The sequence below is a fragment of the Frigoribacterium sp. Leaf8 genome (genome assembly GCF_001421165.1).
Lineage (GTDB): Bacteria > Actinomycetota > Actinomycetes > Actinomycetales > Microbacteriaceae > Frigoribacterium.
Map to the genome: position 1 here is coordinate 488,284 of NZ_LMKB01000001.1, position 24,643 is coordinate 512,926.

The 24,643-nt window shown below is 72.8% G+C and carries 27 protein-coding genes; 11 read left to right on the forward strand and 16 right to left on the reverse strand.

The annotated features are described in order from the left end of the window. The 5 genes from ASL10_RS16175 to ASL10_RS02310 all read right to left on the reverse strand — a co-directional run. Positions 1-1,240 (reverse strand): HipA domain-containing protein (locus ASL10_RS16175; RefSeq protein WP_056043933.1); only part of this gene is annotated, 1,240 nt, incomplete at its 3' end. Beyond that, positions 1,233-1,463, reverse strand: coding sequence for a helix-turn-helix domain-containing protein (locus ASL10_RS02295; RefSeq protein ID WP_056043935.1), 231 nt, complete (start codon positions 1,461-1,463; stop codon positions 1,233-1,235). The genes ASL10_RS02295 and ASL10_RS16175, both read right to left, overlap by 8 nt. Positions 1,464-1,582: 119 nt before the next feature. Continuing rightward, positions 1,583-2,551: an aldo/keto reductase gene (locus ASL10_RS02300; protein WP_056043938.1), complete on the reverse strand. Its 969-nt coding sequence runs from the start codon at positions 2,549-2,551 to the stop codon at positions 1,583-1,585. Beyond that, entirely contained in the window at positions 2,548-2,778 is a 231-nt protein-coding gene (locus ASL10_RS02305; RefSeq protein ID WP_056043941.1) for a hypothetical protein, read from the reverse strand. Before ASL10_RS02305 ends, ASL10_RS02300 begins: the two co-directional genes overlap by 4 nt. Then, complete coding sequence (locus ASL10_RS02310; protein ID WP_082460081.1) at positions 2,775-3,704, reverse strand: helix-turn-helix transcriptional regulator; 930 nt, start codon at positions 3,702-3,704, stop codon at positions 2,775-2,777. The genes ASL10_RS02305 and ASL10_RS02310 overlap by 4 nt, the downstream gene beginning before the upstream one ends. 191 nt (positions 3,705-3,895) lie before the next feature. Between ASL10_RS02310 and ASL10_RS02315 the strand changes: the two genes are divergently transcribed. Further along, positions 3,896-4,645: a GntR family transcriptional regulator gene (locus ASL10_RS02315; RefSeq protein WP_043594651.1), complete on the forward strand. Its 750-nt coding sequence runs from the start codon at positions 3,896-3,898 to the stop codon at positions 4,643-4,645. Positions 4,646-4,739: 94 nt separating this feature from the next. On the opposite strand, the gene ASL10_RS02320 is transcribed toward ASL10_RS02315, so the two are convergent. The 6 genes from ASL10_RS02320 to ASL10_RS02345 all read right to left on the reverse strand — a co-directional run bounded on the left by ASL10_RS02320 (position 4,740) and on the right by ASL10_RS02345 (position 11,609). Then, positions 4,740-5,870 carry an alcohol dehydrogenase catalytic domain-containing protein gene (locus ASL10_RS02320; protein ID WP_056044557.1) on the reverse strand — a complete coding sequence of 377 codons (1,131 nt, stop codon included), beginning with the start codon at positions 5,868-5,870 and terminating at the stop codon, positions 4,740-4,742. Between the two features lie 65 nt (positions 5,871-5,935). Continuing rightward, the gene (locus ASL10_RS02325) at positions 5,936-6,703 is read right to left on the reverse strand and encodes a phosphonatase-like hydrolase (protein WP_056043944.1); all 768 of its coding nucleotides are present in this window, start codon (positions 6,701-6,703) and stop codon (positions 5,936-5,938) included. Further along, entirely contained in the window at positions 6,700-8,025 is a 1,326-nt protein-coding gene (locus ASL10_RS02330; protein WP_082460082.1) for a TIGR03364 family FAD-dependent oxidoreductase, read from the reverse strand. The genes ASL10_RS02325 and ASL10_RS02330 overlap by 4 nt, the downstream gene beginning before the upstream one ends. Next, positions 8,022-9,752, reverse strand: a complete 1,731-nt coding sequence (gene phnE, locus ASL10_RS02335; RefSeq protein ID WP_056043949.1) for a phosphonate ABC transporter, permease protein PhnE — start codon at positions 9,750-9,752, stop codon at positions 8,022-8,024. Before phnE ends, ASL10_RS02330 begins: the two co-directional genes overlap by 4 nt. Next, positions 9,749-10,573, reverse strand: coding sequence for a phosphonate ABC transporter ATP-binding protein (phnC, locus tag ASL10_RS02340; RefSeq protein WP_056043952.1), 825 nt, complete (start codon positions 10,571-10,573; stop codon positions 9,749-9,751). The genes phnE and phnC overlap by 4 nt, the downstream gene beginning before the upstream one ends. A 109-nt stretch (positions 10,574-10,682) precedes the next feature. Next, positions 10,683-11,609 carry a phosphate/phosphite/phosphonate ABC transporter substrate-binding protein gene (locus tag ASL10_RS02345; protein WP_056043955.1) on the reverse strand — a complete coding sequence of 309 codons (927 nt, stop codon included), beginning with the start codon at positions 11,607-11,609 and terminating at the stop codon, positions 10,683-10,685. A 226-nt stretch (positions 11,610-11,835) separates the two neighbouring features. On the opposite strand from ASL10_RS02345, the gene ASL10_RS02350 reads away from it, so the two are divergent. Beyond that, positions 11,836-12,174, forward strand: a complete 339-nt coding sequence (locus ASL10_RS02350; protein ID WP_056043958.1) for a hypothetical protein — start codon at positions 11,836-11,838, stop codon at positions 12,172-12,174. Positions 12,175-12,209: 35 nt separating this feature from the next. On the opposite strand, the gene ASL10_RS02355 is transcribed toward ASL10_RS02350, so the two are convergent. Further along, entirely contained in the window at positions 12,210-13,133 is a 924-nt protein-coding gene (locus ASL10_RS02355) for an EamA family transporter (RefSeq protein WP_056043961.1), read from the reverse strand. Between the two features lie 348 nt (positions 13,134-13,481). Between ASL10_RS02355 and ASL10_RS02360 the strand changes: the two genes are divergently transcribed. After that, complete coding sequence (locus tag ASL10_RS02360) at positions 13,482-14,102, forward strand: DUF3887 domain-containing protein (protein WP_056043963.1); 621 nt, start codon at positions 13,482-13,484, stop codon at positions 14,100-14,102. Between the two features lie 130 nt (positions 14,103-14,232). Then, complete coding sequence (locus ASL10_RS02365; protein WP_056043966.1) at positions 14,233-14,952, forward strand: hypothetical protein; 720 nt, start codon at positions 14,233-14,235, stop codon at positions 14,950-14,952. Between the two features lie 201 nt (positions 14,953-15,153). On the opposite strand, the gene ASL10_RS02370 is transcribed toward ASL10_RS02365, so the two are convergent. Continuing rightward, a complete protein-coding gene (locus tag ASL10_RS02370) occupies positions 15,154-16,200 on the reverse strand; it encodes an NAD(P)-dependent alcohol dehydrogenase (protein ID WP_056043968.1) in 1,047 nt (348 codons plus the stop codon). A 329-nt stretch (positions 16,201-16,529) separates the two neighbouring features. On the opposite strand from ASL10_RS02370, the gene ASL10_RS02375 reads away from it, so the two are divergent. Together ASL10_RS02375 and ASL10_RS02380 are read left to right on the forward strand one after the other, a co-directional pair. Further along, a complete protein-coding gene (locus tag ASL10_RS02375; protein ID WP_056043971.1) occupies positions 16,530-16,886 on the forward strand; it encodes a VOC family protein in 357 nt (118 codons plus the stop codon). Between the two features lie 128 nt (positions 16,887-17,014). Next, positions 17,015-17,554: a PadR family transcriptional regulator gene (locus ASL10_RS02380; protein ID WP_056043976.1), complete on the forward strand. Its 540-nt coding sequence runs from the start codon at positions 17,015-17,017 to the stop codon at positions 17,552-17,554. 286 nt (positions 17,555-17,840) lie between these two features. Here ASL10_RS02380 and ASL10_RS02385 read toward each other — a convergent pair whose 3' ends face one another. Further along, entirely contained in the window at positions 17,841-18,671 is an 831-nt protein-coding gene (locus ASL10_RS02385) for an oxidoreductase (RefSeq protein ID WP_056043979.1), read from the reverse strand. A gap of 380 nt (positions 18,672-19,051) precedes the next feature. Here ASL10_RS02385 and ASL10_RS02390 point away from each other — a divergent pair, with 380 nt between their 5' ends. The 4 genes from ASL10_RS02390 to ASL10_RS02405 all read left to right on the forward strand — a co-directional run bounded on the left by ASL10_RS02390 (position 19,052) and on the right by ASL10_RS02405 (position 20,839). Further along, positions 19,052-19,405: a carboxymuconolactone decarboxylase family protein gene (locus tag ASL10_RS02390; protein ID WP_056043982.1), complete on the forward strand. Its 354-nt coding sequence runs from the start codon at positions 19,052-19,054 to the stop codon at positions 19,403-19,405. Between the two features lie 7 nt (positions 19,406-19,412). Beyond that, complete coding sequence (locus ASL10_RS02395; RefSeq protein WP_056043984.1) at positions 19,413-19,823, forward strand: cupin domain-containing protein; 411 nt, start codon at positions 19,413-19,415, stop codon at positions 19,821-19,823. Between the two features lie 123 nt (positions 19,824-19,946). Then, positions 19,947-20,171 (forward strand): hypothetical protein, encoded by a 225-nt coding sequence (locus tag ASL10_RS02400; RefSeq protein ID WP_056043988.1) that lies wholly within the window; start codon positions 19,947-19,949, stop codon positions 20,169-20,171. An 83-nt stretch (positions 20,172-20,254) separates the two neighbouring features. After that, the gene (locus tag ASL10_RS02405) at positions 20,255-20,839 is read left to right on the forward strand and encodes a DUF1349 domain-containing protein (protein ID WP_056043990.1); all 585 of its coding nucleotides are present in this window, start codon (positions 20,255-20,257) and stop codon (positions 20,837-20,839) included. An 80-nt stretch (positions 20,840-20,919) separates the two neighbouring features. Here the strand turns inward: ASL10_RS02405 and ASL10_RS02410 are convergent, their stop codons facing one another. Then, positions 20,920-21,894, reverse strand: coding sequence for a phosphoglycerate dehydrogenase (locus ASL10_RS02410; RefSeq protein WP_200922554.1), 975 nt, complete (start codon positions 21,892-21,894; stop codon positions 20,920-20,922). Beyond that, positions 21,891-23,366: an Nramp family divalent metal transporter gene (locus tag ASL10_RS02415; RefSeq protein ID WP_200922555.1), complete on the reverse strand. Its 1,476-nt coding sequence runs from the start codon at positions 23,364-23,366 to the stop codon at positions 21,891-21,893. The genes ASL10_RS02410 and ASL10_RS02415 overlap by 4 nt, the downstream gene beginning before the upstream one ends. A gap of 268 nt (positions 23,367-23,634) precedes the next feature. On the opposite strand from ASL10_RS02415, the gene ASL10_RS02420 reads away from it, so the two are divergent. Further along, complete coding sequence (locus ASL10_RS02420; protein WP_056043993.1) at positions 23,635-24,630, forward strand: NADP-dependent oxidoreductase; 996 nt, start codon at positions 23,635-23,637, stop codon at positions 24,628-24,630. The last annotated feature ends 13 nt before the right edge of the window (positions 24,631-24,643 follow it).

Genomic DNA, 24,643 nt, shown 5'->3' on the forward strand with positions numbered 1-24,643 from the left:
CGTTGGCCGCGACGGACTCGGAAAGCGTGGCGGCGAACGGCTCGTCGATCTGCGCGGCGGCCACCTCGAAGGCCTCGGCGACGCCGCCGACGATGCGCCGGTACCGATGCACCGCCTCGTCCGCGGGGATCGCGAACGACCTCGCGGCGTCACGGAACTCCGGTTCGCCGATCGAGTCGAGCGCGTACTCGTCGCCGATCGACATCGCCGAGCGCAGGGGGGCACCGCCTCGGGTCGGATAGGGCGAATGTGAGCCGAGGTCGTAGAGCGGCGCGAGTCGAACGTCGGAGCCGCTCAACGTGAGCGAGTAGTTCTTCGCGTGTGCGTCGGTGTTCTGGGAGGCCACGGTGAACACGAGAGCCTCGAAGAGTGCTCGCTGCGTGACGGAACGGACGCCGTGGTCGGGTATGTTCTCGGCGACGACCCGGGCGATCTGCCGAACGGACGGCCCGCCCTGATCTTGGTACTTGTGTGACGGGTCGACGCTCATGGCCTGGCAGAAGTCCTCCTGGTGCAGCCGGTGCCACACTCCGTCCCGCTCGACGCGATCGAAACGCCGGGTCACGAAGACGTGAGTGCCCGCAGCCGTCCTCATCAGCTCGTGGTCGGCCACCTCGAGTCCCAACGCCCGGGCAGCAGCCATCGACACGAACTCGTTCACGTCGTGGTCGGGCAGAGCGGCGGCCGTCGGCTTGAGGATGTGCGTCGTCGGGGTGGAATCCCGGGGAACCCCCCAGGAGCCGTCCGGGAACCGGAACAGCGCCACCTTGCTCTGCGCCCCGGCCAGCGACCAGCGACCGCCGTGGTCGTCCCTCCCCCAGGCTCCCGGATCACGGGACGCACTGGCGAGGAGGACGGCGACGTCGTCATCGGTGAGCCGCTCGACGTCTCCCGTCCGCGATGCGGCATCGCTCGACGCCTCGTCGGGAGGAAGCAGCTGCACGGCACCGGCAGCGTCGCGCCCGACGCTCTCGAGCAGGCGGAACGGGTGTTGGCTCGTCCGGTACCGACTGGCGAGTTCGGCGAGTCGTTCGGGGCTGTCGGGCAGCAGGCCCGCGAGGAACGGACCGGCCGCCCGGGAAGGCCACTCGGCGCGGGTCGGCCGCATGGAGAGCGACATCGGGGTCGGGGTCGCCTGTGAGCGGTAGTCGCCGTCGTACGCGAAGGTCACCCGACCGGACGCGTTCATCGCGAAGGTTCCCGCGAGAGTCCCGTCGAGATAGGCGAGCAGGTCAGCCATCGGCCTGCCCCGGCTCACGCTCGGAGGCCTCGAGGACGATTCCCAGTGCCTGCAGCGCGTCGAGCACCAGGCGGAGCTGCGCCGTCCCCTTGCCGGCCTCGAACCTGTTCACCCACGCACGGCTGACACCCATCGTCGTCGCCAGGCGATCTTGCGACCATCCGAGCGCGATTCGCCGCTCGTGCACGAGGTCGCCCACGGCGAAGACGGTGTCGATTCGCATGTGGCCCTCCGAGGTCGCCGACTCCTGTAGCCGATCGGCTACAGGTTAGCGACGTAACCGATCGATTACCAGACCATCCCGTGACCGATCGATCACACGATCGAGATGTGGCCGTCCGGTCACCACCAGAACGGTGACTGCGGCCGGTAGGGCTCCTCGAGGCGGCGGACGTCGTCGTCGGTCAGCTCGACGTCCAGGGCGGCGACGGCGTCGGCGAGGTGGTGCGGCTTCGTCGCGCCGACGATCGGGGCCGAGACGACGGGGTTCCGCAGCACCCACGCCACGGCGACCTGGGCCATCGACACTCCGTGCTCGGCGGCGACCTGCTCGACGGCGTCGATGATCGGGCCGTCCTCGTCGGCGTCGAAGGCCTTCGCGACCTCGTCGACGGCGGACCGCTCGGTGGTCGCACCACGCGGTCGCGTCAGCCGCCCCTTGCCCTGCGGCGAGTAGGGCACGAGCCCGACGCCGAGGTCGGCGCAGAGAGGGATCATCTCGCGTTCCTCCTCGCGCTTCAGCAGGTTGTACTGGTCCTGCATGGTCGAGAACGGCGTCCAACCGTTGACCACGGCGGCGGTCTGCATCTTCGCGAACTGCCAGGCGAACATGCTCGAGGCGCCCGTGTACCGGACCTTGCCTGCCCGGACCAGGTCGTGGAGCGCCTCCATCGTCTCCTCCACCGGGGTCTCGGGGTCGAAGCGGTGGATCTGGTACAGGTCGACGTGGTCGGTGCCGAGTCGCGTGAGCGACGCGTCGACCTGCTCGAGGATCGCCCCGCGTGACAGCCCCGCTCCCCCCGGACCGTCGTGCATGCGACCGCCGACCTTCGTCGCCAGAACGACGTCCTCGCGGCGGGAGTACTCGCGCATCGCGCGGCCGACGAACTCCTCGCCGGTGCCCTGCTGGTAGACGTTCGCGGTGTCCCAGAAGGTGACCCCGAGCTCGACGGCCTGGCGGAAGAACGGAGCCGAGGCCGCCTCGTCGAGCGTCCACGAGTGCAGGCCCCGGGTGGGGTCGCCGTAGCTCATGCAGCCGAGGCCGATGCGGCTGACCTTCAGCCCTGTGGTGCCCAGACGGGTGTACTTCACGGTCGTGCCTCCTCGGCGTTCGGGGGTGGTTGGTTCTCCATGGTGACGGAGGCCTCTGCGGCGTCGGTCGCGCCGGGCGCGCGGCGGTGGAAGAGGCCGGCGATCGCCCAGGGGCCCGGCTGGAGACGCACCGCCATCTCGTCCAGCACCCGCGCCTCCTGCTCTCGGTCGCGCGTGAGGTCCGAGATCTCGCAGGAGGCGCGCCACCACATCGCGAGGCGGCTCACGATCCGGCCGCCTCGCGCGGTCCGCTCGCGACGTCGGGTCGGTCCGGGGCGTCGGCGCGGACGACCGCCGGGTCGGCCTGCGGCGCCGCCCAGCTGGCGAGGAGGCGGAGGCGCTCCTCGGTCGGCGAGCCGGGCTCGGCGCTGTAGACGAGGAAGTTCAGGCCCGGGCGGCCCATCGGCTCCATGGCCTCGTAGACCATGTCGAGCTGACCGACGACCGGGTGGTGGAAGCGCTTCTGGCCGGACGTGTGGTGGCGCACCTCGTGGGCGCCCCAGCGCACGCGGAACTCGTCGCTGCGGGTGGACAGTTCGCCGATCAGGTCGTGCAGGGCGCGGTCGTGGGGGTCGCGGCCGGCCTCGGTGCGCAGGATCGCGACGTTGATGTCGGCGGCCACCGACCACGACGGGTAGAAGGCCTCGGCTTGCTCGCGGTGCAGGAAGACGAAGCGGGCGAGGTTGACCGGCCGCTCGTCGAGGGCGTAGAGGTCGGAGTAGAGCGCACGGAAGAGCGCGTTCTCGGCGAGGACGTCCATGCGGCCGTTGCGGACGAACGCGGGCCCGGCCGTCACGGCGTCGAGCACGAGCTGCATGCTGCGCGAGACGGTCTCGGGCGGACGGCGTCGACGCCGGGCGCGCACGGGCGACTCGTTCGCGGCACGGGCGAGGTCGGCCAGGTGCTCGCGTTCGGCGTCGTCGAGCAGCAGGGCGGTCGCGAGCGAGTCGAGCACGACCTCGGACACCCCGCCGAGGCGCCCGCGTTCGAGCCGCGTGTAGTACTCGACGCTGACGCCCGCGAGCAGCGCCACCTCGCTCCGCCGCAGTCCGGGCACGCGGCGTCCGGGGCCGCCCGGCAGCTCGACCTGCTCGGGCCGCACCCGCGCCCGTCGGCTGGTCAGGAAGTCGCGGATCTCGCTCTCGGTGTCCATGCCCTCGACGCTACGACAGGGGCGGGTCGCGGTGGGAAGCCCTGGTGGTGACCCCCTCGGCGCGACGACGGGACGAACCCCGTTCGCGAAGGAGAACCCCGATGGAACGGGGTTCGTCTTCGCGAACGGGGTTCGTCGTCGCGGACGGGGCCCATGACGAGCCCGACCGCACCGCTCGGTAAGATCCGCACGTGCCTTCGACCCTCTACGAGCAGATCGCCGACGACCTGCGGCGGCGCATCCTGAGCGGCGACCTCGCGGTCGGCGACGACGTGCCGAGCGAGGGCGAGCTGGCCGAGCAGTGGCGCACCTCCCGCGGGCCGATCCGCAACGCCCTCGCCGCCCTGCGCTCCGAGGGCCTGGTCGAGACCCGGCGCGGCCGCCCGGCGCGGGTCGTCGCACGCAAGGCGCACCACCCGGTCGACGTGTCGATCCCCTTCACCAAGTGGGTGCGCGACGTCGGCGGCGAGCCCGGCGCCCGCACGCAGGAGGTGTCGCTGCGCCGCGCCGACGACGACAAGGCCCGGTCGCTCGGCATCGAGCCGGGCGCCCTCGTGGTCGACGTCGTCCGGCTGCGACTCGTCGACGGCCGCCCGACCATGCTCGAGCGCCTGACCTTCATCGAGGAGGTCGGCCGCGTGCTGTTCGACGTCGACCTCGACACGGTGTCGATTACCGAGTACCTCGACTCGCGGGGCTTCGGCTACGCCGACATCGACCACGAGATCGACGCGGTCGCCGCCGACGAGCTCGACGCCGAACTGCTCGGGGTCGAGCCCGGCACGCCGATCCTGCGGCTGCACCGCATCACGCGCGGCCCCGACGGCCGCACCTTCGAGGCCTCGGACGACCGGTACCGCAGCGACATCGTCCGCTTCACCGTCTCGGCGTCGGGCCGGGCCCGCGAGGGCGACCACTTCATCCGCGCGATCGGCCCCTGAGCGGCGCCGACCCGCACCCCTCCCGCGTCCGCGGACGCAGGAGGCAGGACGCAGGAGGCGCGGGGCAGCCCCCGCAGGCCGCCACCGCCCCCGGTCACTCCGGCCGGACGCCCACCCGCACCGACCCGCCGGCGGCGGCCGCCGCGATCCCGGCGTCGAGGTCGCGCAGGGCGACGACCTCGCCCACGAGGGCGTCGAGCGGCCAGGCCGCGTGCCTCCGTTCGACGAAGCGGGCGGCCTCGACGAGGTGCCGCGGGGCGTAGTTGTGCACGCCGCGGAGGGTCACGAGACGTCGGACGACGCTCTCGGCGTCGAGCGGCACCGCCGGGGCGGGGAAGACGCTGCCGACCAGCACGGCCACGCCGCCGACGCCCAGCGCGGCGAGCGCCGAGGCCACGGCGTGCGGCGACCCCGAGGCCTCCACGGCGACGAGCGGGGCACCACCCGCGACCGAGAACGCGGTGCTGAGGCCGTCGTCCGCGTCGGGGGCAGCCGACGGGTCGACCGTCGCGACCGCGCCGAAGCGGACGGCGAGCCGACGGCGGGCGGGATCGGGGTCGACGACGACCACCCGGGCCCCGGCGTCGGTGGCCAGCGCGGTCGCCGTGAGGCCGATCAGCCCGGCCCCCGTGACGAGCACCACGGCACCGTCCAGGGGCACGATCGCCGAGGCGGCGTCGAGCGCCGCCACGGCCGTCGCCGTGCCGCACGACACGGGGGCCACCAGCTCGGCGGGCAGGTCGGACTCGACCGGGACGATCGCCGTGCCCGACCGCACGTGCACGTGCGTGGCGAAGCCGCCGCTGAGCTCCCAGCCCGTGACGAGCCGCTCGTGCCCGTACTTCCGCACCGACTCGCACTTCTGCGGCAGGTCGCGCCGGCAGGTGGCGCATCGACCGCACGAGACGGTCAGCGACCAGACGACGCGTTGCCCGACGGCGAGCGGCGTCCCGTCCACGGCGACCGCCCCCGGCCCGAGGGCGACCACGCGACCGACCTGCTCGTGTCCGAGGACGAGCGGGGCGGGCGCGCTCCGGTCGCCCCGGGTGGTGTGCACGTCCGAGCCGCAGATCGTCGCCAGCTCGACCTCGACGAGGGCGTCGCCGGGCGCGAGGACGACCGAGGGCACCGCGACGGCCTCGTGCGGACGGCCGGGTTCGAGCCAGACCATGGCGGTCGGGGCCGGGTCGAGGGGCAGCGCGGCCGGGGAGGTGGGGTCCGTCACGGACGCGACCCGCGCCTCCTGGTCCGTCGTCCGCGGCGGCACCCCCGTCCGCGGCAGGGCGGTGGTCACGCGACCGCGGTCGTCGACGCGCCGGCGGCCGCGACCCCGGCGAAGGCCGACAGCCCGACGAGGTCGCGGACGCTCTCGAGCACGACGTCGGCCCCCGCGGCGAGCAGCTGCTCGCGGGTGTGCGCGCCGGTCGTCACGCCGACGACGAGGCCCGCACCGGCGGAGCGCCCCGAGAGGACGTCGCTGACGGTGTCGCCGACGACCGCGACGGCGGCGACCGACGAGGCACGGGTGCGCAGCAGCGCGGTCAGCACGAGGTCGGGTGCGGGGCGGCCGCGGCCGGCGTCGACGGGCGAGAGGGCGGCGTCGACCGTCCAGCCGAGCGCGTCGAGCAGGCGGTCGCGCGTGACGGGCGAGAAGCCCGTGGTCAGGACGACCGAGACCCCGGAGGCGCGGAGGGCGTCGACGAGATCGCCCGCGCCCTCGATCGGCTCGACTCCCGACTCGTCGACGAGCTCGCCGTAGGCCACCTCGAACTCGTCGTTCGCGCGCTGCGCGAGCGCCTCGTCGCCCCCGGTGAGGTGCCGGAAGACCTCGATCTTCGAGCGGCCCATCGTGTCGCGGACGTACTGCAGGGCCTCGTCGCGACTCAGCGTCGGGCCGAGGTCGACCCGGTCGGCGACGCGGGCGAAGGCCTGCTCGACCACGCCGTCGTCGACGACGGTCGTGCCGGCCATGTCGAGCACGACGAGCTCGATCGGGGTCGCGGCCTCGGCGGCGGGGGTGCCGGACCAGGCGGGGGTGGTGGCGGTCGTGGTGCTCATGCGGTGAGGCTCTCTGTGAGGGGCGAGGGGACGGGCGAGGTGACGGCCGGGGTGACAGGCGAGTGGACGGTCGAGGTCGGGGCGAGGGGGTCGAGCGCCCGGTCGCGCCCGCCGTCGAGGTGTGCCCCGACGACGTGCTCGGCGAGACCGAGCCCCGTGGTCATGCCGATGCCGGTCGAGACGACCGTGACGAGCACGCCCGGGGCGACCTCGTCGACGACGAACTCGTCGCGGCCCGAGGCGTAGACGCCCTGCCATCGCTCGGTGACGACCGGCTCGGCACCGAACAGCACGCGGAACTCGTCGAGGAAGGCGTCGGCGATCCGTTCGTCCTGGAACGGCGCGATCGCGGCGCCCTTCCGGTGGCTGTCCCCGACGATCACCGACCCGTCGGGCAGCTGCGTGTACATCTGGTTGAGGTCCATCGCGGCCAGGTCCGGGCGCTCGGCGTGCAGTCGGGACCGCACCGCGTCGGCCGCTCCGGTGCCGGCGAACGCGCTGTAGCGGATCAGCGACCAACCGGTCAGCAGCGGGGCGACGAGCGGCCGGACGAGGTCGGCCCGCACCCGCAGCATGTCGAGGCCGCAGCGCTCGAGGGCGTGTCGGTCGGCGAGGTCGGGCAGCAGCTGGTCGAGGTCGTGGTTGGTCGCGACGACGACCGTCCCGGCGTCGATCGGGCCGCGGCTCGTCTCGACCCGTCCCGACGTGACCGACCCCACGGAGGTGCGGGTCAGGAAGCGCACCCCTCGCGTCTCGAGGTGCCGACGGATCGCGTCGGCCGCCTCCCTCGGGTCGACCTGCAGGTCGTACGGGAGCAGGGCGCCGCCGACGACCGCGCCGGGAGCCACCGGGGCCAGGGACGACAGCTCGGCCGCGTCGATCCGCTCGATCTCGGGCCGGTCGCCCAGCACGCGGTCGGTGCGGGCGAGGGCCAGCTCGTCGAGCAGGTCGAGCTCGTCGACGTGTCGGGCGGCGACGAGCGTGCCGCGCCGGGACAGCCAGAAGCCGGCGTCGCGGGCCAGCCGCAGCCAGAGCTCGCGGGCGGCGAGGGCATGTCGGCGGGCCTCGCCGCTCTGCGGGGTGAGGCAGAGGTGGCCGAAGTTGCGCACGGTCGAGCCGCCGATCACCGTTGAGCGGTCGACGACCAGCACCGAGAGCCCCCGATCGACGGCGGCGAGGGCGGCACCGAGGCCGACGATGCCCGAGCCGACGACGACCACGTCGTGCGGTGCCGCCGCGTGCCCTGCTGCCGCGGTCGAGGCCGCGGTCGGGGCAGCGGAGTGACGGGCCGCCCCGCGGGCCGTGTCGTGTGTCGCGGTCATCGGAAGACCCTCCGCATCCAGATGGCGAGCCCCTCGACGGCCAGGACCGTGACGAGGATCATCAGCACGATCGCCGTGACCGTCCCGTAGTTCGAGCCCTGGCTGGCGTTGAGCAGGTAGTAGCCGACACCCCCGGCACCGACGATGCCGAGCAGCGTCGCGGCCCGCAGGTTGGTGTCGAGCATGTAGAAGGTGTGCCCGATCAGGGCGCGGGTGCCCTGCGGCAGGGTCGCCCCGGCGTAGACCTGCACGCGACTCGCCCCGGTGGCCGAGAGGGCGCGCTCGGGGCCGGGCGAGACCTCCTCGAACGAGTCGGCGAGCAGCTTGCCGAGCAACCCGACGCCGCCGAGCGCCAGGGCGAGGGTGCCGGCCTGCGTGCCGAGCCCGGTGACGACGATCAGCACGATGGCGAGGATCACCTCGGGCACCCCGCGGATGCCGACGAGCAGCAGGCGCATGCCGCTGCGCACCCCTCGGCTCGGGGCGACGTTGCGGGCCGCGAGCGACCCGACCACGATCGAGGCGACGAGGGTCAGCACGGTCGCGGCCAGCGCGATGGCGATCGTCTCGCCCATGGCGGCGACCATCGTCGGCGCCTCGTAGCTGCCGAACGACGGCGGCCAGAACTGCGTCGCGACGGCGGGCACCTTCGCCCAGACGGTGACGAGGTCGGACCAGGCGATGTCGCAGACGGCGATGCTCGCGACGACCACGGCGACCGCGAGCCACCCCCACGCGACGGTGCGCCGACGGGCGCGGTCCCACGGTCGGTGGAGCGCGGACTCGACGGTGGCGGGCACGGGACGCGACGGGGCGGGGTGACCGGCACCGCGCCTCCTGGTGGCCCGTCGGACGACGCGGTCGCCGAGACCGCGGCCGGTCGGCGCGATGCCGAGCATGGCGGCGCGGACGCTGCTCGAGACGATCTCCATCACGACGCAGAGCACGAAGATGACGAGGGCGTATCCGAGGCCGAGTCCGTAGTCGAGCGACTTGAAGGCGAACGACATCTCCATGCCGAGGCCGACGACCCCGACGTAGCCGAGGATCACGCTGCCGCGGAGGTTGATGTCGTTGCGGTGCAGCACGGTCGCCACCCACGACGGCAGCACCTGGGGCAGCACGCCGGCGGTGAACTGCTGGAGGCGGCTGCCCCCGGCGGCACGGACGGCGGTGCGCGGACCCTCGTCGATCTGCTCGATCGCGTCGGCGAAGAGCTTCGAGATCATGCCGACCGAGTGCAGGCCGATGGCCAGGATGCCGGGCAGCGTGCCGAGCGAGAAGAGCAGCACGAACACCATGGCGAGCACGACGTCGGGCACGGCCCGGGCGAGCACCGTCACGAAGCGGGCGGCCGCACGCCACGCGGGGCCGGGGGTGGTGTTCGAGGCCGCGAGCACGGCGACCGGCACCGACAGGACGGCGGCGAGCAGGGTGCCGCAGATCACGAGGCCGAGCGTGAGGGCGGTGAGCTGCAACAGCTCGCCGAGCGGGGGGAACTCGATCGCCCCGACGCGGCCGAAGAACCGCTCGGCGTTGGCCCAGCTCTGCAGCATCCGCGCGGGGTCGATGTCGACGCTGCGCAGGGCCACGAGGCTCGCGACCAGCAGGGCGACGAGGGTGAGGCCCGCCGCGACGCGCTCGGGCGAGACCCGGCGACGAGGAGGCGCGGTGACGGGAGCGAGGGCCGCCCCGGTCGTGCGCGGGCGCTCGGTGACGGCGGTCATCGGACGGCGTCCCCGGCGAGCTCGAGCTCGATGGCTGCCATCTGGTCGGTGCTCGTGGCGACGCGGCCGTAGATCTCCATCACCTGGGCCTTCGACAGGCCCTCGGTCCCGGTGTCGAGCACGACCCGACCGTGGCGCAGCCCGACGATGCGGTCGGCCCACGAGAGGGCGAGGTCGACCTGGTGCAGGCTGCAGATGACGGTGAGGCCCTCGTCGGCCGCGATCTCGCGGATCAGCGCCATCACCTGGTCGCTCGACTCGGGGTCGAGCGAGGCGACGGGCTCGTCCGCGAGCAGCACCTGGGGGCGCTGCATGAGGGCCCGGGCGATGGCGACGCGCTGCTGCTGGCCGCCCGAGAGGGTGTCGGCGCGCTGGTAGGCCCGGTCGAGCAGGCCGACGCGCTCGAGCCGGGCGAGCGCCTCGGCCTTCGCGGCCCGGCCGTACGACCAGAGCCCGAGCCGGGGCCCGCGCACGGTGGCGAGCGAGCCGGTCAGGACGTTCTCGAGCACGGTCAGCGACGGCACGAGTTCGAACTGCTGGAAGATGAACCCCACCTCGCTGCGCAGCCGCCGCAGGGCCCGCCCGGTGAGCTCGGTGACCTCGCGGCCGAGCACCGTGACGCGGCCGTCGGTCGGCCGTTCGAGGCCGTCGACGTGACGCAGCAGGGTGGACTTGCCCGAGCCGGAGAGGCCCAGCAGCACGACGACCTCGCCGCGTCGGACGCTGACCGAGGCGTCGTCGAGCGCGAGGGTCTCACCGAAGCGCTTGGTGATGCCCTCGAGCCGGACGACGGTCTCGGCGGGGGCGGTGTGCGGGTTCATGTTCGTCTCCGGTTCGTCGTGCTCGGACCCCGGGACGTCGCCGGGACCCCCACGCGTGCGCGAGGGTCCCGGCGGGTTCCCGGGGTGGGGATGTGCTACGTCGTGCGGGTCAGGCCTTGCACTGCGACGCGTTCGTCTTCTCGCAGATGTCGCGGATCTGGTCGTAGTACGCGTCGTCGACCGGGGTGGTCTGGAAGAACACGGCACGGAAGCCCTCGCTGTCGGCGCCCTCGATGCCCGCGGCGACCATGTCGTCGGCGGTGACGTTCGAGAGGATGTCCTTCAGCTGGGCCTTGACGTCGTCGGGCAGCGAGTCCGACTCGACGATGGGCGCGCCGGGCACCATCTGCTCGTCGATCATCTCGACGGCGTCGCTCTTGGCGACCTCGCTGTCCTCGGCGAAGCCGGCGTCGCACTCGGTGCCCTCGCCGACCTTCTGCACGCTGACGTCGTGCTTGCCCGCGAAGACCGGGGTGATGTCCTTCTCGGGGTCGATGCCGGCCTCGAGCAGCGCGTAGCTCGGGAAGAGGTAGCCCGACGTCGACGACGGGTCGACGAAGCAGATCTTCTTGCCCTTCATGTCGGCGATCGACGTGATGTCGCTGCCCTTCGGCACGATGGCCTGCGAGTAGTAGCCGGGCTCCTGGCCCTCGGCCGTGGTGATCGACGAGATCGGGGTGAGCTCGGCGCCGTTGTTCGTGGCGGTGACGTAGGTGAAGCCCGAGAACGAGGCGACGTCGACCTGGCCGGCGATGCTCGCCTCGATCAGGGCCGCGTAGTCCGTCGACTCGTGGTACTCGACCGTCTTGCCGGTCTCCCTCGCGATGTAGTCCATCAGCGGCTGGTAGTTCGTCTCGGTGTCGACCGAGTCGGGCACGACGCCGAAGACGAGGGTGCTGTCGTCGACCGCGTAGCCACCGGCCGCGTCGGACGAGCCGGTGGCCGAGGAGGCGGGGGTCGAGCAGGCGGACAGCGTGACGGCGAGCAGGGCGGCGCCGACGAGGGCGGTCGCGGCGCGGGGACGGCGGAGGGTCATGACGGCCTTTCGGGTGGGAGCAGGACGTGACGATGGTGGCACGCGCCCGACCGACATAGGAACCTATCTTTGGGTCCGTTCAACGAGAGTTCACCTCTTGTCTGCCTAACCTGGGCGAACCGACCGCGGGGCGGGACGGGGTGCCGTCCCGGCCATGGCGGGTCCAGGTGCGGCGGTCTACCCTCGGACCACCACCCCGCCCTGCTCCCGCGACGAAGGCCTCCGCATGCGACACGACGACGGCACCCCCGACTCCCCCGGCGACGACCTCGCGACCTGGTCGGACGATGCCCACCGCGAACTCGAGCTGCTCGTCGCCCGTGACCGCGAGGCCGAGCAGGCCCGGCGGCACGAGGCCGAGCGCGTCGCCCGGGTCGAACGGGCCGCCCGCCTCGAGCAGGAGCGCCGTCGCCGTGAGGCCGAGCTCCCGCCCGAACTGCGCGACGCCGACGACGAACCGTACGACGGTGGGCCGAGGCGCCGACTCGTCATGGGGTCGTCGAAGGTGCTCGCCGCCGTCGCGCTGCTGGCCGCGGTCGCCGTCGCGGTGACCGGGTTCCTGTAGCCCGACCCGCGCCTCCTGGGCTCGTGCGACGCCCGTCAGAGGGCGAGCAGGGCGATGCCCCCGAGCACGACGCCCGAGGCCGCGAGCCGCTTCACGAGCGAGCCCTCGCGCAGGACGAGCGCCCCGAACACGGCCACCATCACCACGCTCGTCTCGCGGGCCGGGGCGACGAGGGCGACCGGAGCCGTCCGGATCGCCGTCAGCACGAGGATGTACGACAGCGGCGACAACACCCCGAAGGCCAGCACCCGCGGCCAGTGGGCGCGGGCGACCGCGACGAGCTCGCCCCGACGCCGGCCGAGCGACGCGCTGTAGAAGACGACCTCGGCGAGCGTCACGCCGACCATGAACGACACGGGCGAGAGGCCCCAGGTGCGCAGGGCGTGGGCGTCCCAGATCGTGTAGCTCGCGATGGCGAGGCCGGTGAGCAGGCCCCAGGCGATGCCCGGGTCGAGGCGACGGCGCGCCGGGCCGGGGGCGGCCGGCGTCGACGCGGTCGACGGCCCGTGCAGGAGGCGCGGCGCCGGAGAGCCGGTCGGCCGCCGGTCGATCAGTCCGGTCGCCACCACGCCCGCGACCACCACGGCGATGCCCACCACGGCCGTCGCCGAGAGCTGCTCGCCGAGCAGCAGGACGGCGAGACCCGCACTGACGGCCGGGCCGCTGCCGCGAGCCGTCGCGTAGACGGTCGACAGGGTGCCGACCGCGTAGCCGCGCTGCAGCACCGTCATGTAGACGACGTGCAGCACGGCCGAGACGCCCGCCCCGACCGCGAGGCCGCCGACGCTCGCCCCGAGACCACCCGTGAAGGGGACGACCGGCAGCCAGAGCACGGTGCTGGCGACGGCTCCCCACCAGAGGAAGGGGGTGCCGAGGCGGCTCACCCCGTGGGCGACGACGTTCCAGCCGGCGTGGCAGACGGCGGCGGCGAGGACGAGCAGGAGGGCGGTGGTGGACATGCGAGGACCCATCGGCTCGGCGCGGGGCGCGCCGAACGGGTCCTCCAGGCTTTTGTCCGTTCAGATGACGGCCCGGCGATGGCGCCCGACCGTGGCGCCGCTCGGACCAGTCGGATCGTGGGACCCCGGAACCCTAGGCGCTGTCGCGGTCAGCGTAGGGGCGGCGGGTGTCCGGGAGGTGAACCGTGCCGCGCTGCACCCGGTTTCGAACGATGCACCCGGAAGCTTCGGGGTGCATCGTTCGAAATCGGGTGCGAGGGCGGGAGCGGGTGAGCCAGGAGAACACATGGACCAGCGGGACGAAAGCCGATCTTGACGCCATGACACGCGTCAATCTAGTCTTTACACATGTCGACCCCCTCCCGCACCCCGTCCCTGCTCGCGAGCCTCCTCGCCCGGGTCCAGGGCCTCGCGGCTTCGGTGCACGGTCGACACGACCGGTCCTCGACCCTCGTCGCCGTGCAGCGCGCGGCGGGGATGAAAGCCGACCTCGAGGCCGTCCTCGCAGCCCTCGTGACCGATGCCCGCGACGCCGGGGCGACCTGGCAGGAAGTAGGAGACGTCATGTCCATCTCACGTCAAGCCGCTTACCAGAGGTTCGGCCAGGTGATCGACCCGAGGACGGGACGCCCGCTCGAGAAGGACGTCACGTCGGGTTCCGTCGAGCGGGCGACGACCGTCTTCGACCTGCTCAGCACGGGTCGCCCCGACGAGGTCCACACCCTCTTCGACGACGAGATGAAAAAAGCCATGGGCCCGACGCAGCTCGGCGACGTGTGGAGCCACGTCCTCGGTTCCGTCGGGGCGTTCGAGTCGAGCGGCACGCCCACGGCGCGTCGTTCCGGCGACTTCACCGTCGTGGACGTCCCCCTCCACTTCGAGGCCGGCGACATGGTCGGTCGCGTCTCGTGCCACCCCGACGGTCGTCTGGCCGGGCTCTTCCTCCTCGACCCCGCTGCCTCGTCATGACGCGCGCAGCCACGTACGCTGCTCCTCCTCCTCGCGGAGGAAATGCGAAAGACACGGTTGACAGCCTCCTCGCAGTCCTGACAGCGTGTCAGCAGATGCGGAAGGACAGCGACCAGGCCGGAGGATCACCATGACCGCTCTCACCGAGAACAGACACCTCGACGACGTCGAGATCCGGCGCGGTCGACTCTGGGCCTTCGTGCAGTTGCCCCTCGCGGGCGCCATCGTCGCCGGAGTGGCCACGGTGGTCTCGTGGGCCCCACGCCTTCCCGCCGAAGTAGCCAACCAGTGGTCTGCAGGAGACGTCACCACCGTCCGCCCCCTGGCCGTCACGGTCGCCTCCGTCGCGGTCCCCGCCGTCGCCACCTGGTTGCTCTTGGCCTTGGCCCGCGTCACCAGCGACTCGGTCAAGCTCGGACACCGATCGACGGTCGGGGCCCTGGCCGGGCTGACTCTCGTCCTGGCCGGTGCACTACCGCTGCTCGTCGCGCCCTCACTCGCCACGAGCGATCCCTGGTCGGCACCGGACCCGGGCATCGCGTCCCTCGTCGCACTCGGTGTGGTCGGCCTCTTGGTCGCAGTCGGGGTCGCCCTGGGGGTCGGCCGGCCGCCCGCCGGCGTCACGATCCCCGACGGCTCGTCGCCCGACGATCGCCCGCGTTCCACCGACGATGCTCCTCGGATCATCCGTCCCGTGGCGCGCCGGTCGCGGACGATCGGACTGGTCGCCGTCGTCGGCGCCTGTCTCGCCGCCGTCGTCCTGGCTGCCGTCACGGTCGTCCCGTGGCCCTCAGCCCTTGTCGCCGGGGCCATCGCCGCACCCACGATGCGCGCCCTGCGGGGCCGCTGATCCCTCGCGTCCCGTGCCCCGGCTCGGCTCGGCTCGGCTCGGCTCGGCTCACGCACTGCACCGCGTTTCGTGCACTGCACCGCGTCTAGTCGGGGTGCAGTGCACGAAACGCGGTGCGGTGCGGTGCGCCCACGGCCCACCGCGGGGACGACGGACGCCCCCGCACACTCGGTGCGGGGGCGTCCGTCGGAACGGCTCGGATCAGGCGAAGGTCGCCGCGTCGATCACGAAGCGGTAGCGCACGTCGGACTTCAGGACGCGGTCGTAGGCCTCGTTGATCTGGTCGGCGTCGATCAGCTCGGTCTCGGGCACGATGCCGTGCTCGGCGCAGAAGTCGAGCATCTCCTGGGTCTCGCGGATGCCGCCGATGGCCGAACCGGCCCAGCTGCGACGCGCCGGGATCAGCGCGAACGCGGGCACCTCGAGCGGCTCGGACGGGGCGCCGACGTTGACGAGCGTGCCGTCGACGGCCAGCAGGCCGAGGTAGGCGCCCATGTCGACCTTCGCCGACACGGTGTTGATGATCAGGTCGAACGAGTTCGCCAGGTCGGTGAAGGTCTGCTCGTCGCTGGTCGCGTAGTGCGCCTTGGCGCCGAAACGCAGCGAGTCCTCCTTCTTCGAGGTGGTCTGCGACAGCACGGTGACGTCGGCGCCGAGTGCGGCGGCGATCTTGACGCCCATGTGGCCGAGGCCGCCCATGCCGACGATGGCGACCTTGGTGCCCTCGGTGACGCCCCAGTGGTGCAGCGGCGAGTACAGCGTGATGCCGGCGCAGAGCAGCGGTGCGACCTTGTCGTAGTCGAGCGACTCGGGCACGCGCAGCACGAAGTCCTCGGTGACGACGACGGCCTGCGAGTAGCCGCCCTGGGTGATGCTGCCGTCGGCCGGGTCGACGCCCGTGTAGGTGCCGACGTTGCCCTTGGCGCAGTACTGCTCGTCGCCACGCTTGCAGTACTCGCACTCGCCGCACGAGTTGACCATGCAGCCGACGCCGACGCGGTCGCCGACCTCGTACTTGGTGACCTCGGAGCCGACCTCCGAGACGGTGCCGACGATCTCGTGACCGACGACCTGCGGGTACTGGATCTCGCCCCACTCGCCGCGGACGGTGTGGATGTCGCTGTGGCAGATGCCGGCGTAGGCGATGTCGATCATGACGTCCTTCGGGCCGACGTCGCGGCGCTCGATGGTCGTCTTGACGAGGGGCTCGGTGGCGGACGGTGCCGCGTAGGCGTTGACGGTGCGCATGGGTCTCCTGGGGGTGGATTCGGTACGGGGACGAGGGGCGGGTCGGAACGCGGTGCTCGACGACGGGCTCCTCGTCCTCGACGCTACGCCCCCGCGCCGATCGTGGGAGGCCCTGGCAGGGCCCCCGACGCGACGGCCCGCAGGAGGCGCGGTGCGCGACCGTCCGGCACCGCGCCTCCTGCGGGTGGTCCGCTCGGGCACCGGTTCACCGTGAGACACGCTTCCGGGTGGGAAAGTGCCCTGACTCGCGGCTCGGCTCGCACGGTGCGCGGCGTAGCAAGGAGGCAGACGCAGCACCGGGTGGTCCGGTGCCGGACGAAGGAGTCGACATGGCAAGCGGAGTGGCAACGGTATGGGTGCCCGTGACGGACATGGGGCGGGCGACGGCGTTCTACCGTGACGCGCTCGGCCTCACGGTGAAGGACGAGAGCGACGACTGGACCGAGATCGACGCCAACGGCCTGATGATCGGCCTGAACGGTCGCGAGGAGGCCGTGGCGTCGAGCGAGGGCGGGGCGGTCATCACGTTCCAGCCCGACGGCACCCTCGAGGACGCGCTGGCCGACCTGCAGTCGCGCGGCGCCGACGTGACGGGCACGATCAGCGAGCACCCGTGGGGCCGCATCCTGCCCTTCAAGGACTCCGAGGGCAACGACCTGCAGTTCTACACGCCGCCGACCGACTGACGTCGGGGCCCCCAGGAGGCGCGGTGCCGGTCCGACCGGCACCGCGCCTCCCGCGTGTGGTGGCGCCGCGGCGGGGCCGGTCGCGCCGCGGTCGCGTCGACCCGGCCGGGACCCCCCATGATGTGGGGATGGTCACCGAGATCCTCATCCTGAGCAACCTGCTCGCCGGCCCGCAGCACGGGTACGACATCAAGCGGAACGTGCGGCGCCCGGGCCTCGGCGTGGTCAACAACAACGCCGTCTACACGACGCTGAAGCGCCTGCACGACCGGGGCGCGCTCGACCGTCGCACCGTGGAGACCACGGGTCGCCCGAACCGCCAGGTGTTCTCGCTCACCGACGCGGGCCGCGACCTGCTGATCGGGCGGGTCACCGACTTCCCCCTCTCCCGCGCCGGCGACGACGAGGAGTTCTACGTCCGGTTCGCGCTGCTGGACCTGGTCGACGAGGCGACGCGGGCGACGATCTTCGCCACGCGCCTCCAGTCCCTCGACGAGCGCATGGCGACGGCCCAGGCCTACCTCGACGCCAGCGACGACGACGCGACGCGCTTCCCCGTCCAGTCGGTCGCGATGTTCCGGCACCTGCTCGACCAGCTGCGCAGCGAGCGGGCCTGGGTCGAGGACTACTCGCGCGACGGCGAGATCGGTGCCCCCAGGGCCCCGTAGAACGGGGGCACCTTTTTTGGTCCGTCCATTGATGACTAGTACCAACTGGACTAGCGTGACCTCGAAGCCACGCGTCAGCCGATCGCGTCACCTCGTCGCCGGCAGCCGACGTCACCGGCGTGGGCCGGCCCGGGCGACGAGGCGCCGTCGGGTCGTCGTGGCAGGGACGTCACCGGTCGGGCCGGGGTGACCGCGGGGGGTCGCGGGCACTCCGGAGGTGACAGCCTGCAGGAGGAGCGGGGTCGTCTGAACCGACACCGCACCTCCTGCAGGTGAGGCGACCGGCTCAGGCGTCGAAGTCGGTGGCGCGACTGCGCTCCGCCCACGCGTCGACGTCGCGGCGGAGGTCGTCGAGTGCGCCCGTGACGATCTCGACGGCGTCCGAGCCGAGCAGCAGCAGGTACGGAGCCTCGCCCGAGTCGACCGCGTCGACGAGCAGGCGGGCACCGGCGGCGGGGTCGCCGGGCTGGGTGCCGTCCGAGGTGTCGGCCTCGATGCGGCGACGACCGGCGGTCTCGGCGTAGTCGGCGATGGGCGTGGCGGACTGCGTGAGCGAGCGCCCCGAGAAGTCGGTGCGGAACGAGCCCGGTTCGACGACCGTCGCCGTGATGCCGAGCGGGGCGAGTTCGGTGCGCAGGGCCATGGTCATCTGCTCGATCGCGGCCTTGACGGCGCCGTAGTAGCCCGAGCCGGGGCCCGTGCGGCGGGCGCCGATCGACGACAGGTTGACGATCGTGCCGCTGCGGCGGGCGCGCATGCCGGGCAGGACGGCCTTGACGGTGCGGACGCTGCCGTGGAAGTGCGTGTCGAACAGGCGCGCCACGTCGGCGTCGTCGCCCTCCTCGACGGCGGAGCGGTAGCCGTAGCCGGCGTTGTTGACGAGGACGTCGACGCCGCCGAACCGCTCGGTGGCGAGGCGGATGGCCGCGGTCACCTGGTCGGGGTCGGTGACGTCGAGGGCGGTGGCCACGGCGTGCTCGGGGTGGGCGTCGGCGATGTCCTGCACGGCCGAGGCGTCGCGCGCAGTGACGACGACGTCGTGTCCGCGGGCCAGCGCCTCCTCGGCGAAGGCTCGCCCCAACCCCGTGGAGCAGCCGGTGATCAACCAGGTCGACATGTGGTCTCTTCTCTCTCGTGCGTCGCGGTCGCCGACGCGCCGCTCCTCCAAGACAACCAAGGAGGCGCGGTGCCCGTCAGGTCCCGCCGCCCCCGGTACCAGCAGTACCCCCCTCGCGTCGCTGCCCCGCGTCGCACCGCCCACTGAACGTCGCACCGCCCACGTGCGCGGTGCGACGTCCAGTCGGCGGTGCGACGTCGGCGCCCGGCTCCCGCCGGGACTGGGCGTGTCGGGGCTGAGGGACCCTGGCGGGGCCTCCCTGCCTCGCCCGCGCCGGCCTAGCGTCGAGAGCGACCCGGCCCGGCGGGCACCCCGCCGCCCGGAGCCGGCGTCCGGCACCGGACGTCCCGGCCCCGACACCCACCACCAGGAGCGCAGCCATGTCAGATCAGCCCGTCCAGGTCGGCGGAGGGCGCACCCTCTTCGGCGACTTCGCCCCCAAGCTCGCCGAACTCACCGACGACGTCCTCTTCGCCGACGTCTGGAACCGCCCCGAACTGTCCGCGCGCGACCGCAGCCTCGTCACCGTCGCGGTGCTCACCGCCGGCGGCAACACCGAGCAGCTGCGGTTCCACCTCGGCCGCGCCGTCGAGAACGGCGTCACCCAGGACGAGCTCGTCGAGGCGATCACCCACGTGACGCTCTACGCGGGCTGGCCCCGCGGGATGGCCGCCATGGGCGTCGCCCAGGAGCTCTTCACCGACGACGCAGACGACGACACCGACGAGAAGTGAGGAACCCGTGAAGATCCTGCCCCCGCAGCCCACGACCCTGAACCCCGACGAGCAGTTCCCGGGTCAGGTGTGGCTCGACCCCATCGTCACCCCGCAGACCGACGACCAGCGCGCGACGGTCGCGAAGGTCCGCTTCGCGCCCGGCGCGCGGACCGCCTGGCACCACCACGCGCGGGGCCAGTTCCTGTACGTCACCCAGGGCGTCGCCCGGTTCGGCACCCGCGATGAAAAGGTCGTCGACGTCCACCCCGGCCAGACGATCTACCTCGCGCCCGGCGAGGAGCACTTCCACGCCGCCGCCGAGGGCAGCTTCATGGAGCACGTCGCCGTCCTCGAGGCGGCCGACGACCCGGCCACCACCACGACCTGGCTCGAGCGCATCACCGACGAGGACTACGCCGGCCGGGACGCCGACTGAGCCGCCGAGACCCCGGGAAGTCGCCGAGGAGGCGCAGAGCGATTCGATCCGGCACCGCGCCTCCTCGGGTCGCTCCGTCGCGCGGCCGAGCCGTTCGCGGCCGAACGCTCGTAGGGTCGAGGGATGACGACGACGACGTGGACGACCCTGCAGCTCATCCTCTCCGCCGGAGTGGTCGTGTGCGGCGCGCTGATGACCCGGGGCGATGCCGACGTCCTCGGCGTGCTGATGATCCTCAGCGGGTCGGCCTCGATCGTGGTCGGGCTGCGGGCCATGGCCCTGACCCGCCGTGTCGAGAGGCAGCACGCCGCCCTCGAGGCCGGCGACGCCCCGACGCACGAGCGCTGACGCCGGCGCTGACGCCCCCGCCGACGGCACCACCGATGTCAACGCCGCCACTCCCCCCGACCACCACCGAGCACGAGGCCCCCATGACCGACATCCCCTGGACCACCGGCACCTGGACCACCGAGCCCACGGCCATCGACGTCGCCGACGACGGCATGCGCGTCACGGCGGCCGAGGGCAGCGACGCCTGGCGCCTCACGTCGTACGGGTTCGTCCACGACACCGAGCACGCCCTGGTCGCCCCGTTGGAGCAGGGCACCGCCATGGAGGTGTCGTTCGTGCTCGACTTCTCGGCGCAGTTCGACCAGGCCGGGATCTTCGTCTCGGTCGACCCCGAGACCTGGGTCAAGGCCGGGGTCGAGCTCAGCGACGGCGAGCAGAGCCTCGGCGCCGTCGTGACGCGGGGCGAGTCCGACTGGTCGCTCTCCCCGGTCGAGTGGACCGGCCGCACCGTGACGATCCGAGCGAGCCGCTCCGGAGACGCGCTCACCATCCGGGCCCGGGTCGACGCCGAGCCGTGGCGCCTGGTCCGCGTCGCCCCGCTCGCCCCGGACGCCGCGGCGAGCGCCGGCCCCTTCTGCTGCGCCCCCTCGCGCGCCGACCTCACCGTGCACTTCACCTCGTGGACGACGTCCGCCGCCGACGAGAGCCTGCACCCCGAGGACTGAGCACCCCGGCCGGTGCACGCCGCAGCCGATCGGCCGGTGCACGCCGCGGGCCGATCGTCCCGGGCACCCCGCGGCCGGCGTCAGGCCACGGGGTTGCGCGGGGGCAGGCCGTCGAGCACCCGGGCCACGTCCTCGGCCACGGCGACGCCCATCGCCGCGTTGGCGACGTCGGTGTAGGCGCCGATGTGCGGGGTGAGCAGCACGTTCGGTGCGGTGACGAGCGGGTCGTCGGCCCCGAGCGGCTCGTGGGCGAAGGCGTCGAGGGCGGCACCCGCGAGGCGGCCGTCGCGCAAGGCGGCGACCAGCGCCTCCTCGTCCACGAGCCCGCCACGGGCCGCGTTGACGAAGTAGGCGCCCGGGCGCATGCCCTCGATCAGCCGGGCGTCGACCAGGGGCGGCTCGCCGGGCGTCCCGGGCAGGTGCAGGCTGACGAAGTCCGAGCCGGTCACGACCTCCTCGAGGGAGGCACGGCGGACGTCGGCGGCGTCCGACACCTCGTCCGGCACGAACGGGTCGTAGGCCACGACGTCCATGTCGAACCCGGAGGCGCGGCGGGCGACCGCCTGCCCGATGCGTCCGAAGCCCACGAGGCCGAGCGTCCGGCCGGTCAGTTCGACGCCGGCGAAGCGGTCCCACCGTCCGGCGAGCATCGAGGCGTGGGCCGGGACCAGTTGCCGCGCGAGCGCGAGCATCGCGCCGAGGGCGAGGTCGGCGACGGCTCCCGAGTTGCTGCCGGGCGCGTTCACGACGACCACCCCGGCCGCGCGGGCGGCGTCGAGGTCGATGTTGTCGACGCCAACCCCGTGCTTGGCGACGACCCGCAGGGCGGGCGCGGCGGAGAACACCGACGCGTCCACGGCGTCGAGTCCGACGACGACCGCGGAGGCACCCGTGCGGACCAGCTCGGCGGCGAGGTCGGGGCCCGAGAGCGGATGCGTCCCGTCGGGGAGGCAGGCCTCGAGACCGGCGGCGGCCAGCGCCTCCCAGGGGCGGGGCGACTGCTGGCCGAAGCTCGGCGTCGTCACGAGCACCCGGGGTGCGTCGGCGGCGCTCACGCGAACTCCACGCCGACGACGGTGAGCACCGAGTAGACGCCGACGGCGGTGACGGCGACGCTGCTGAAGGTGAGGGCGACGGTCCAGAACGCCGACCGTCGGAACCGCCGGGGCACCGAGCGTCGCAGCTTCCAGACGGCGACGACCACCGCCAGCAGGAACACGCCGCCGGCGACCCCGCCGATCTGGACCATCAGCACGGGCGACTTGATCACGAGGAAGCTCGCGGCCCAGATGGTCGGCATGACGACGGTGAGCACGCGGATGATCCGGAGGCGCGTGGCGACGTCCTCCCACCGGTAGAAGCCCAGGATCGCGAGGGTGTTCGACCACAGCCGCGGCACGGAGGCCGTCGAGGCGACGAGCGTGGAGAAGAGCACGAAGAGGGCGCCGACCAGGAACACCCAGTAGCCCGCCGTGCCGAGGGTGTCCGAGTACATGCGCGAGAGGGTCACGATCATCTGGTTGCCCTCGGGCACGAGGCCCTGCGGGTTCAGCACGGCGGCGCCGATGACGTAGAACGAGAGCGTGCAGAGGGTGCAGATGACCCACGAGACGAGCACGTCGAGGCGCATGACCTTGATCCACCCCTCGGCGCGGCGCGCTCGCTCCTCGGTGCCGTCGTCGGGGCCGGTCCAGCGCGCGTACCCCTTCTCGAGGCACCAGTAGGTGTAGGTCGTCATCTCGTCGGCGCCGACGCCGGTGATGCCGAACATGGCGATCGCGAAGCCGATGGCCCCGGCGGGCAGGGCGAAGGTGAGGCCGCTCGCGAGGTCTCCGCCGTCGTAGCCGAACGGGGTGAGGGGCAGGCCCACGGCGAGCGCGACGGTGATGACCGTGAAGAGGACGACCGAGACCAGGGAGGCGCGCTCGACGATGCCGTAGCGGCCCGAGAGCATGAGGGTGACGGCCGCGACGAGCACGACGATCGTCCAGAACCAGAGGGACGGGGTGCTCAGCGGTTCGCCCGCCACCGGGAACATGATCGACAGGCACGCCACGGCACCGCCGATGATGCCGCCGCGCTGCAGCACCTTGGCGAAGTCCATCAAGATCCACAGGAAGTTGATCCAGCCGCCCCGGCCGGTGCGCGGCCCCACCTCGCTGAACCCCTGCAGGGCGGTCTTGCCGTGGAGGATCGCCCACTGGGCGAGTTCCATCTGCACCCAGACCTTGACGCCCGTGCTGACGATGACGAGCCAGAGCAGCACGAAGCCGGCCTTCGACCCGAGGGCCGTGGTTGTGATGAGCTCGCCCGAGCCCACGACCGCGGCCGAGAGGATCAGGCCGGGGCCGAGGTAGCGGAAGCGTTGGAGGAAGGTCCGCGGGGCGGCGGCGACGTCCTGCGCCCGCAGGGCGTAGGGGTCGCGTACCTCGCTCGACGGGGTGGGCCGCGCGTCCGCGGTGGACGCGGCAGCCGCGGCGGCCGCGGGCAGATCGGTGGTCTGCGGGCCGTTCTGGCTCGTGTTCACGGTGTCTCCCTTGACAGTCGGAATCGATCGAGCATGACATGTGCTGCGCGTTGCGCGCAATACGGTCTGCGCGATCTACGCGACACATGACGCCGACAAGATCCTTGACTTTCTTACTGAGCGCGCTCAGAATTGAGTACGCTCGGTCCAGTGCGGAGTGGCTTGCGTGGACGCCGCGTCGCGCGCCGCACCCGTAGGACCCGTCACCTCCAGCCATAGCCACGCCCCCAGCCCCCAGCCCTCAGCCACAGCCCCCAGGAGCACCCCCATGCGAGCCTTCGCCTTCGACGCCTACAAGCAGCCCCTGCACGAAGTCGACGTGCCCGAGCCGACCGTCGGCGACCACGACGTCCTGATCGCGGTCGCCGCCGCCGGTCTGAACCACCTCGACGCGAAGATCCGCGAGGGCGAGTTCACGCTGATCCTCCCGTACCGGACGCCCCTCGTCCTCGGCCACGACGTCGCCGGGACGGTCATCGAGGTCGGCGGCTCGGTCCGCAGCCTGAAGCCCGGCGACGAGGTCTTCGCCCGCCCCCGCGACCACCGGATCGGCACCTTCGCCGAGCGCATCGCCGTCGACGAGGCCGACGTCGCCCTCGCCCCGACCTCGATCAACACCGTCGAGGCCGCGTCGCTCCCCCTCGTGGCCCTCACCGCCTGGCAGGCCCTCGTCGAACGCGGCGACGTGCAGCCCGGTCAGAAGGTCCTCGTCCACGCGGGTGCCGGTGGGGTCGGTTCGATCGCAATCCAGCTCGCGAAGCACCTCGGCGCGCACGTCGCGACCACCGCCTCCTCGTCGAATGCCGACTTCGTGCGCGAGCTCGGTGCCGACGTCGTGGTCGACCACCGCACCCAGGCCTTCGAGCAGGAGCTGTCGGGCTACGACCTCGTCCTCGACAGCCTGGGCGCCGAGAACCTGGCGAAGTCGCTCCGGGTGCTCCGCCCCGGCGGCATCGCCATCGGCATCCAGGGGCCGCCCACCCCCGCCTTCGCGAAGGACGCCGGACTGAACCCGGTCGTCCGCCTCGCCATCGCGGCCCTCAGCCGTGGGGTCCGAGCCCGGGCGAGGAAGCTCGGCGTCCGGTACGAGTTCCTCTGGATGCACGCCGACGGCGTCCAGCTGCGAGAGATCGCCGCCCTCGTCGACGCGGGCGCGATCCGACCGGTCGTCGGCGCGACGCACCCGTTCGCCGAGACGGCGACCGCGCTCGACGGCCTCGGGAAGGTCCGCATCCGCGGCAAGGCGGTCGTCACCCTCCCGTGACGGCCGGCACCAC

Coding starts and splice junctions, on each gene's coding strand:
- ASL10_RS02420 (WP_056043993.1), top strand. CDS start 23,635: ATGCGAGCCTTCGCCTTCGACGCCTACAAGCAGCCCCTGCACGAAGTC.
- ASL10_RS02375 (WP_056043971.1), top strand. CDS start 16,530: ATGGCAAGCGGAGTGGCAACGGTATGGGTGCCCGTGACGGACATGGGG.
- ASL10_RS02325 (WP_056043944.1), bottom strand. CDS start 6,703: ATGAGCACCACGACCGCCACCACCCCCGCCTGGTCCGGCACCCCCGCC.
- ASL10_RS02380 (WP_056043976.1), top strand. CDS start 17,015: ATGGTCACCGAGATCCTCATCCTGAGCAACCTGCTCGCCGGCCCGCAG.
- ASL10_RS02295 (WP_056043935.1), bottom strand. CDS start 1,463: ATGCGAATCGACACCGTCTTCGCCGTGGGCGACCTCGTGCACGAGCGG.
- ASL10_RS02405 (WP_056043990.1), top strand. CDS start 20,255: ATGACCGACATCCCCTGGACCACCGGCACCTGGACCACCGAGCCCACG.
- ASL10_RS02345 (WP_056043955.1), bottom strand. CDS start 11,609: ATGACCCTCCGCCGTCCCCGCGCCGCGACCGCCCTCGTCGGCGCCGCC.
- ASL10_RS02350 (WP_056043958.1), top strand. CDS start 11,836: ATGCGACACGACGACGGCACCCCCGACTCCCCCGGCGACGACCTCGCG.
- phnE (WP_056043949.1), bottom strand. CDS start 9,752: ATGACCGCCGTCACCGAGCGCCCGCGCACGACCGGGGCGGCCCTCGCT.
- ASL10_RS02355 (WP_056043961.1), bottom strand. CDS start 13,133: ATGTCCACCACCGCCCTCCTGCTCGTCCTCGCCGCCGCCGTCTGCCAC.
- ASL10_RS02390 (WP_056043982.1), top strand. CDS start 19,052: ATGTCAGATCAGCCCGTCCAGGTCGGCGGAGGGCGCACCCTCTTCGGC.
- ASL10_RS02360 (WP_056043963.1), top strand. CDS start 13,482: ATGTCGACCCCCTCCCGCACCCCGTCCCTGCTCGCGAGCCTCCTCGCC.
- ASL10_RS02365 (WP_056043966.1), top strand. CDS start 14,233: ATGACCGCTCTCACCGAGAACAGACACCTCGACGACGTCGAGATCCGG.
- ASL10_RS02330 (WP_082460082.1), bottom strand. CDS start 8,025: ATGACCGCGACACACGACACGGCCCGCGGGGCGGCCCGTCACTCCGCT.
- ASL10_RS02370 (WP_056043968.1), bottom strand. CDS start 16,200: ATGCGCACCGTCAACGCCTACGCGGCACCGTCCGCCACCGAGCCCCTC.
- ASL10_RS02310 (WP_082460081.1), bottom strand. CDS start 3,704: ATGGACACCGAGAGCGAGATCCGCGACTTCCTGACCAGCCGACGGGCG.
- phnC (WP_056043952.1), bottom strand. CDS start 10,573: ATGAACCCGCACACCGCCCCCGCCGAGACCGTCGTCCGGCTCGAGGGC.
- ASL10_RS02400 (WP_056043988.1), top strand. CDS start 19,947: ATGACGACGACGACGTGGACGACCCTGCAGCTCATCCTCTCCGCCGGA.
- ASL10_RS02385 (WP_056043979.1), bottom strand. CDS start 18,671: ATGTCGACCTGGTTGATCACCGGCTGCTCCACGGGGTTGGGGCGAGCC.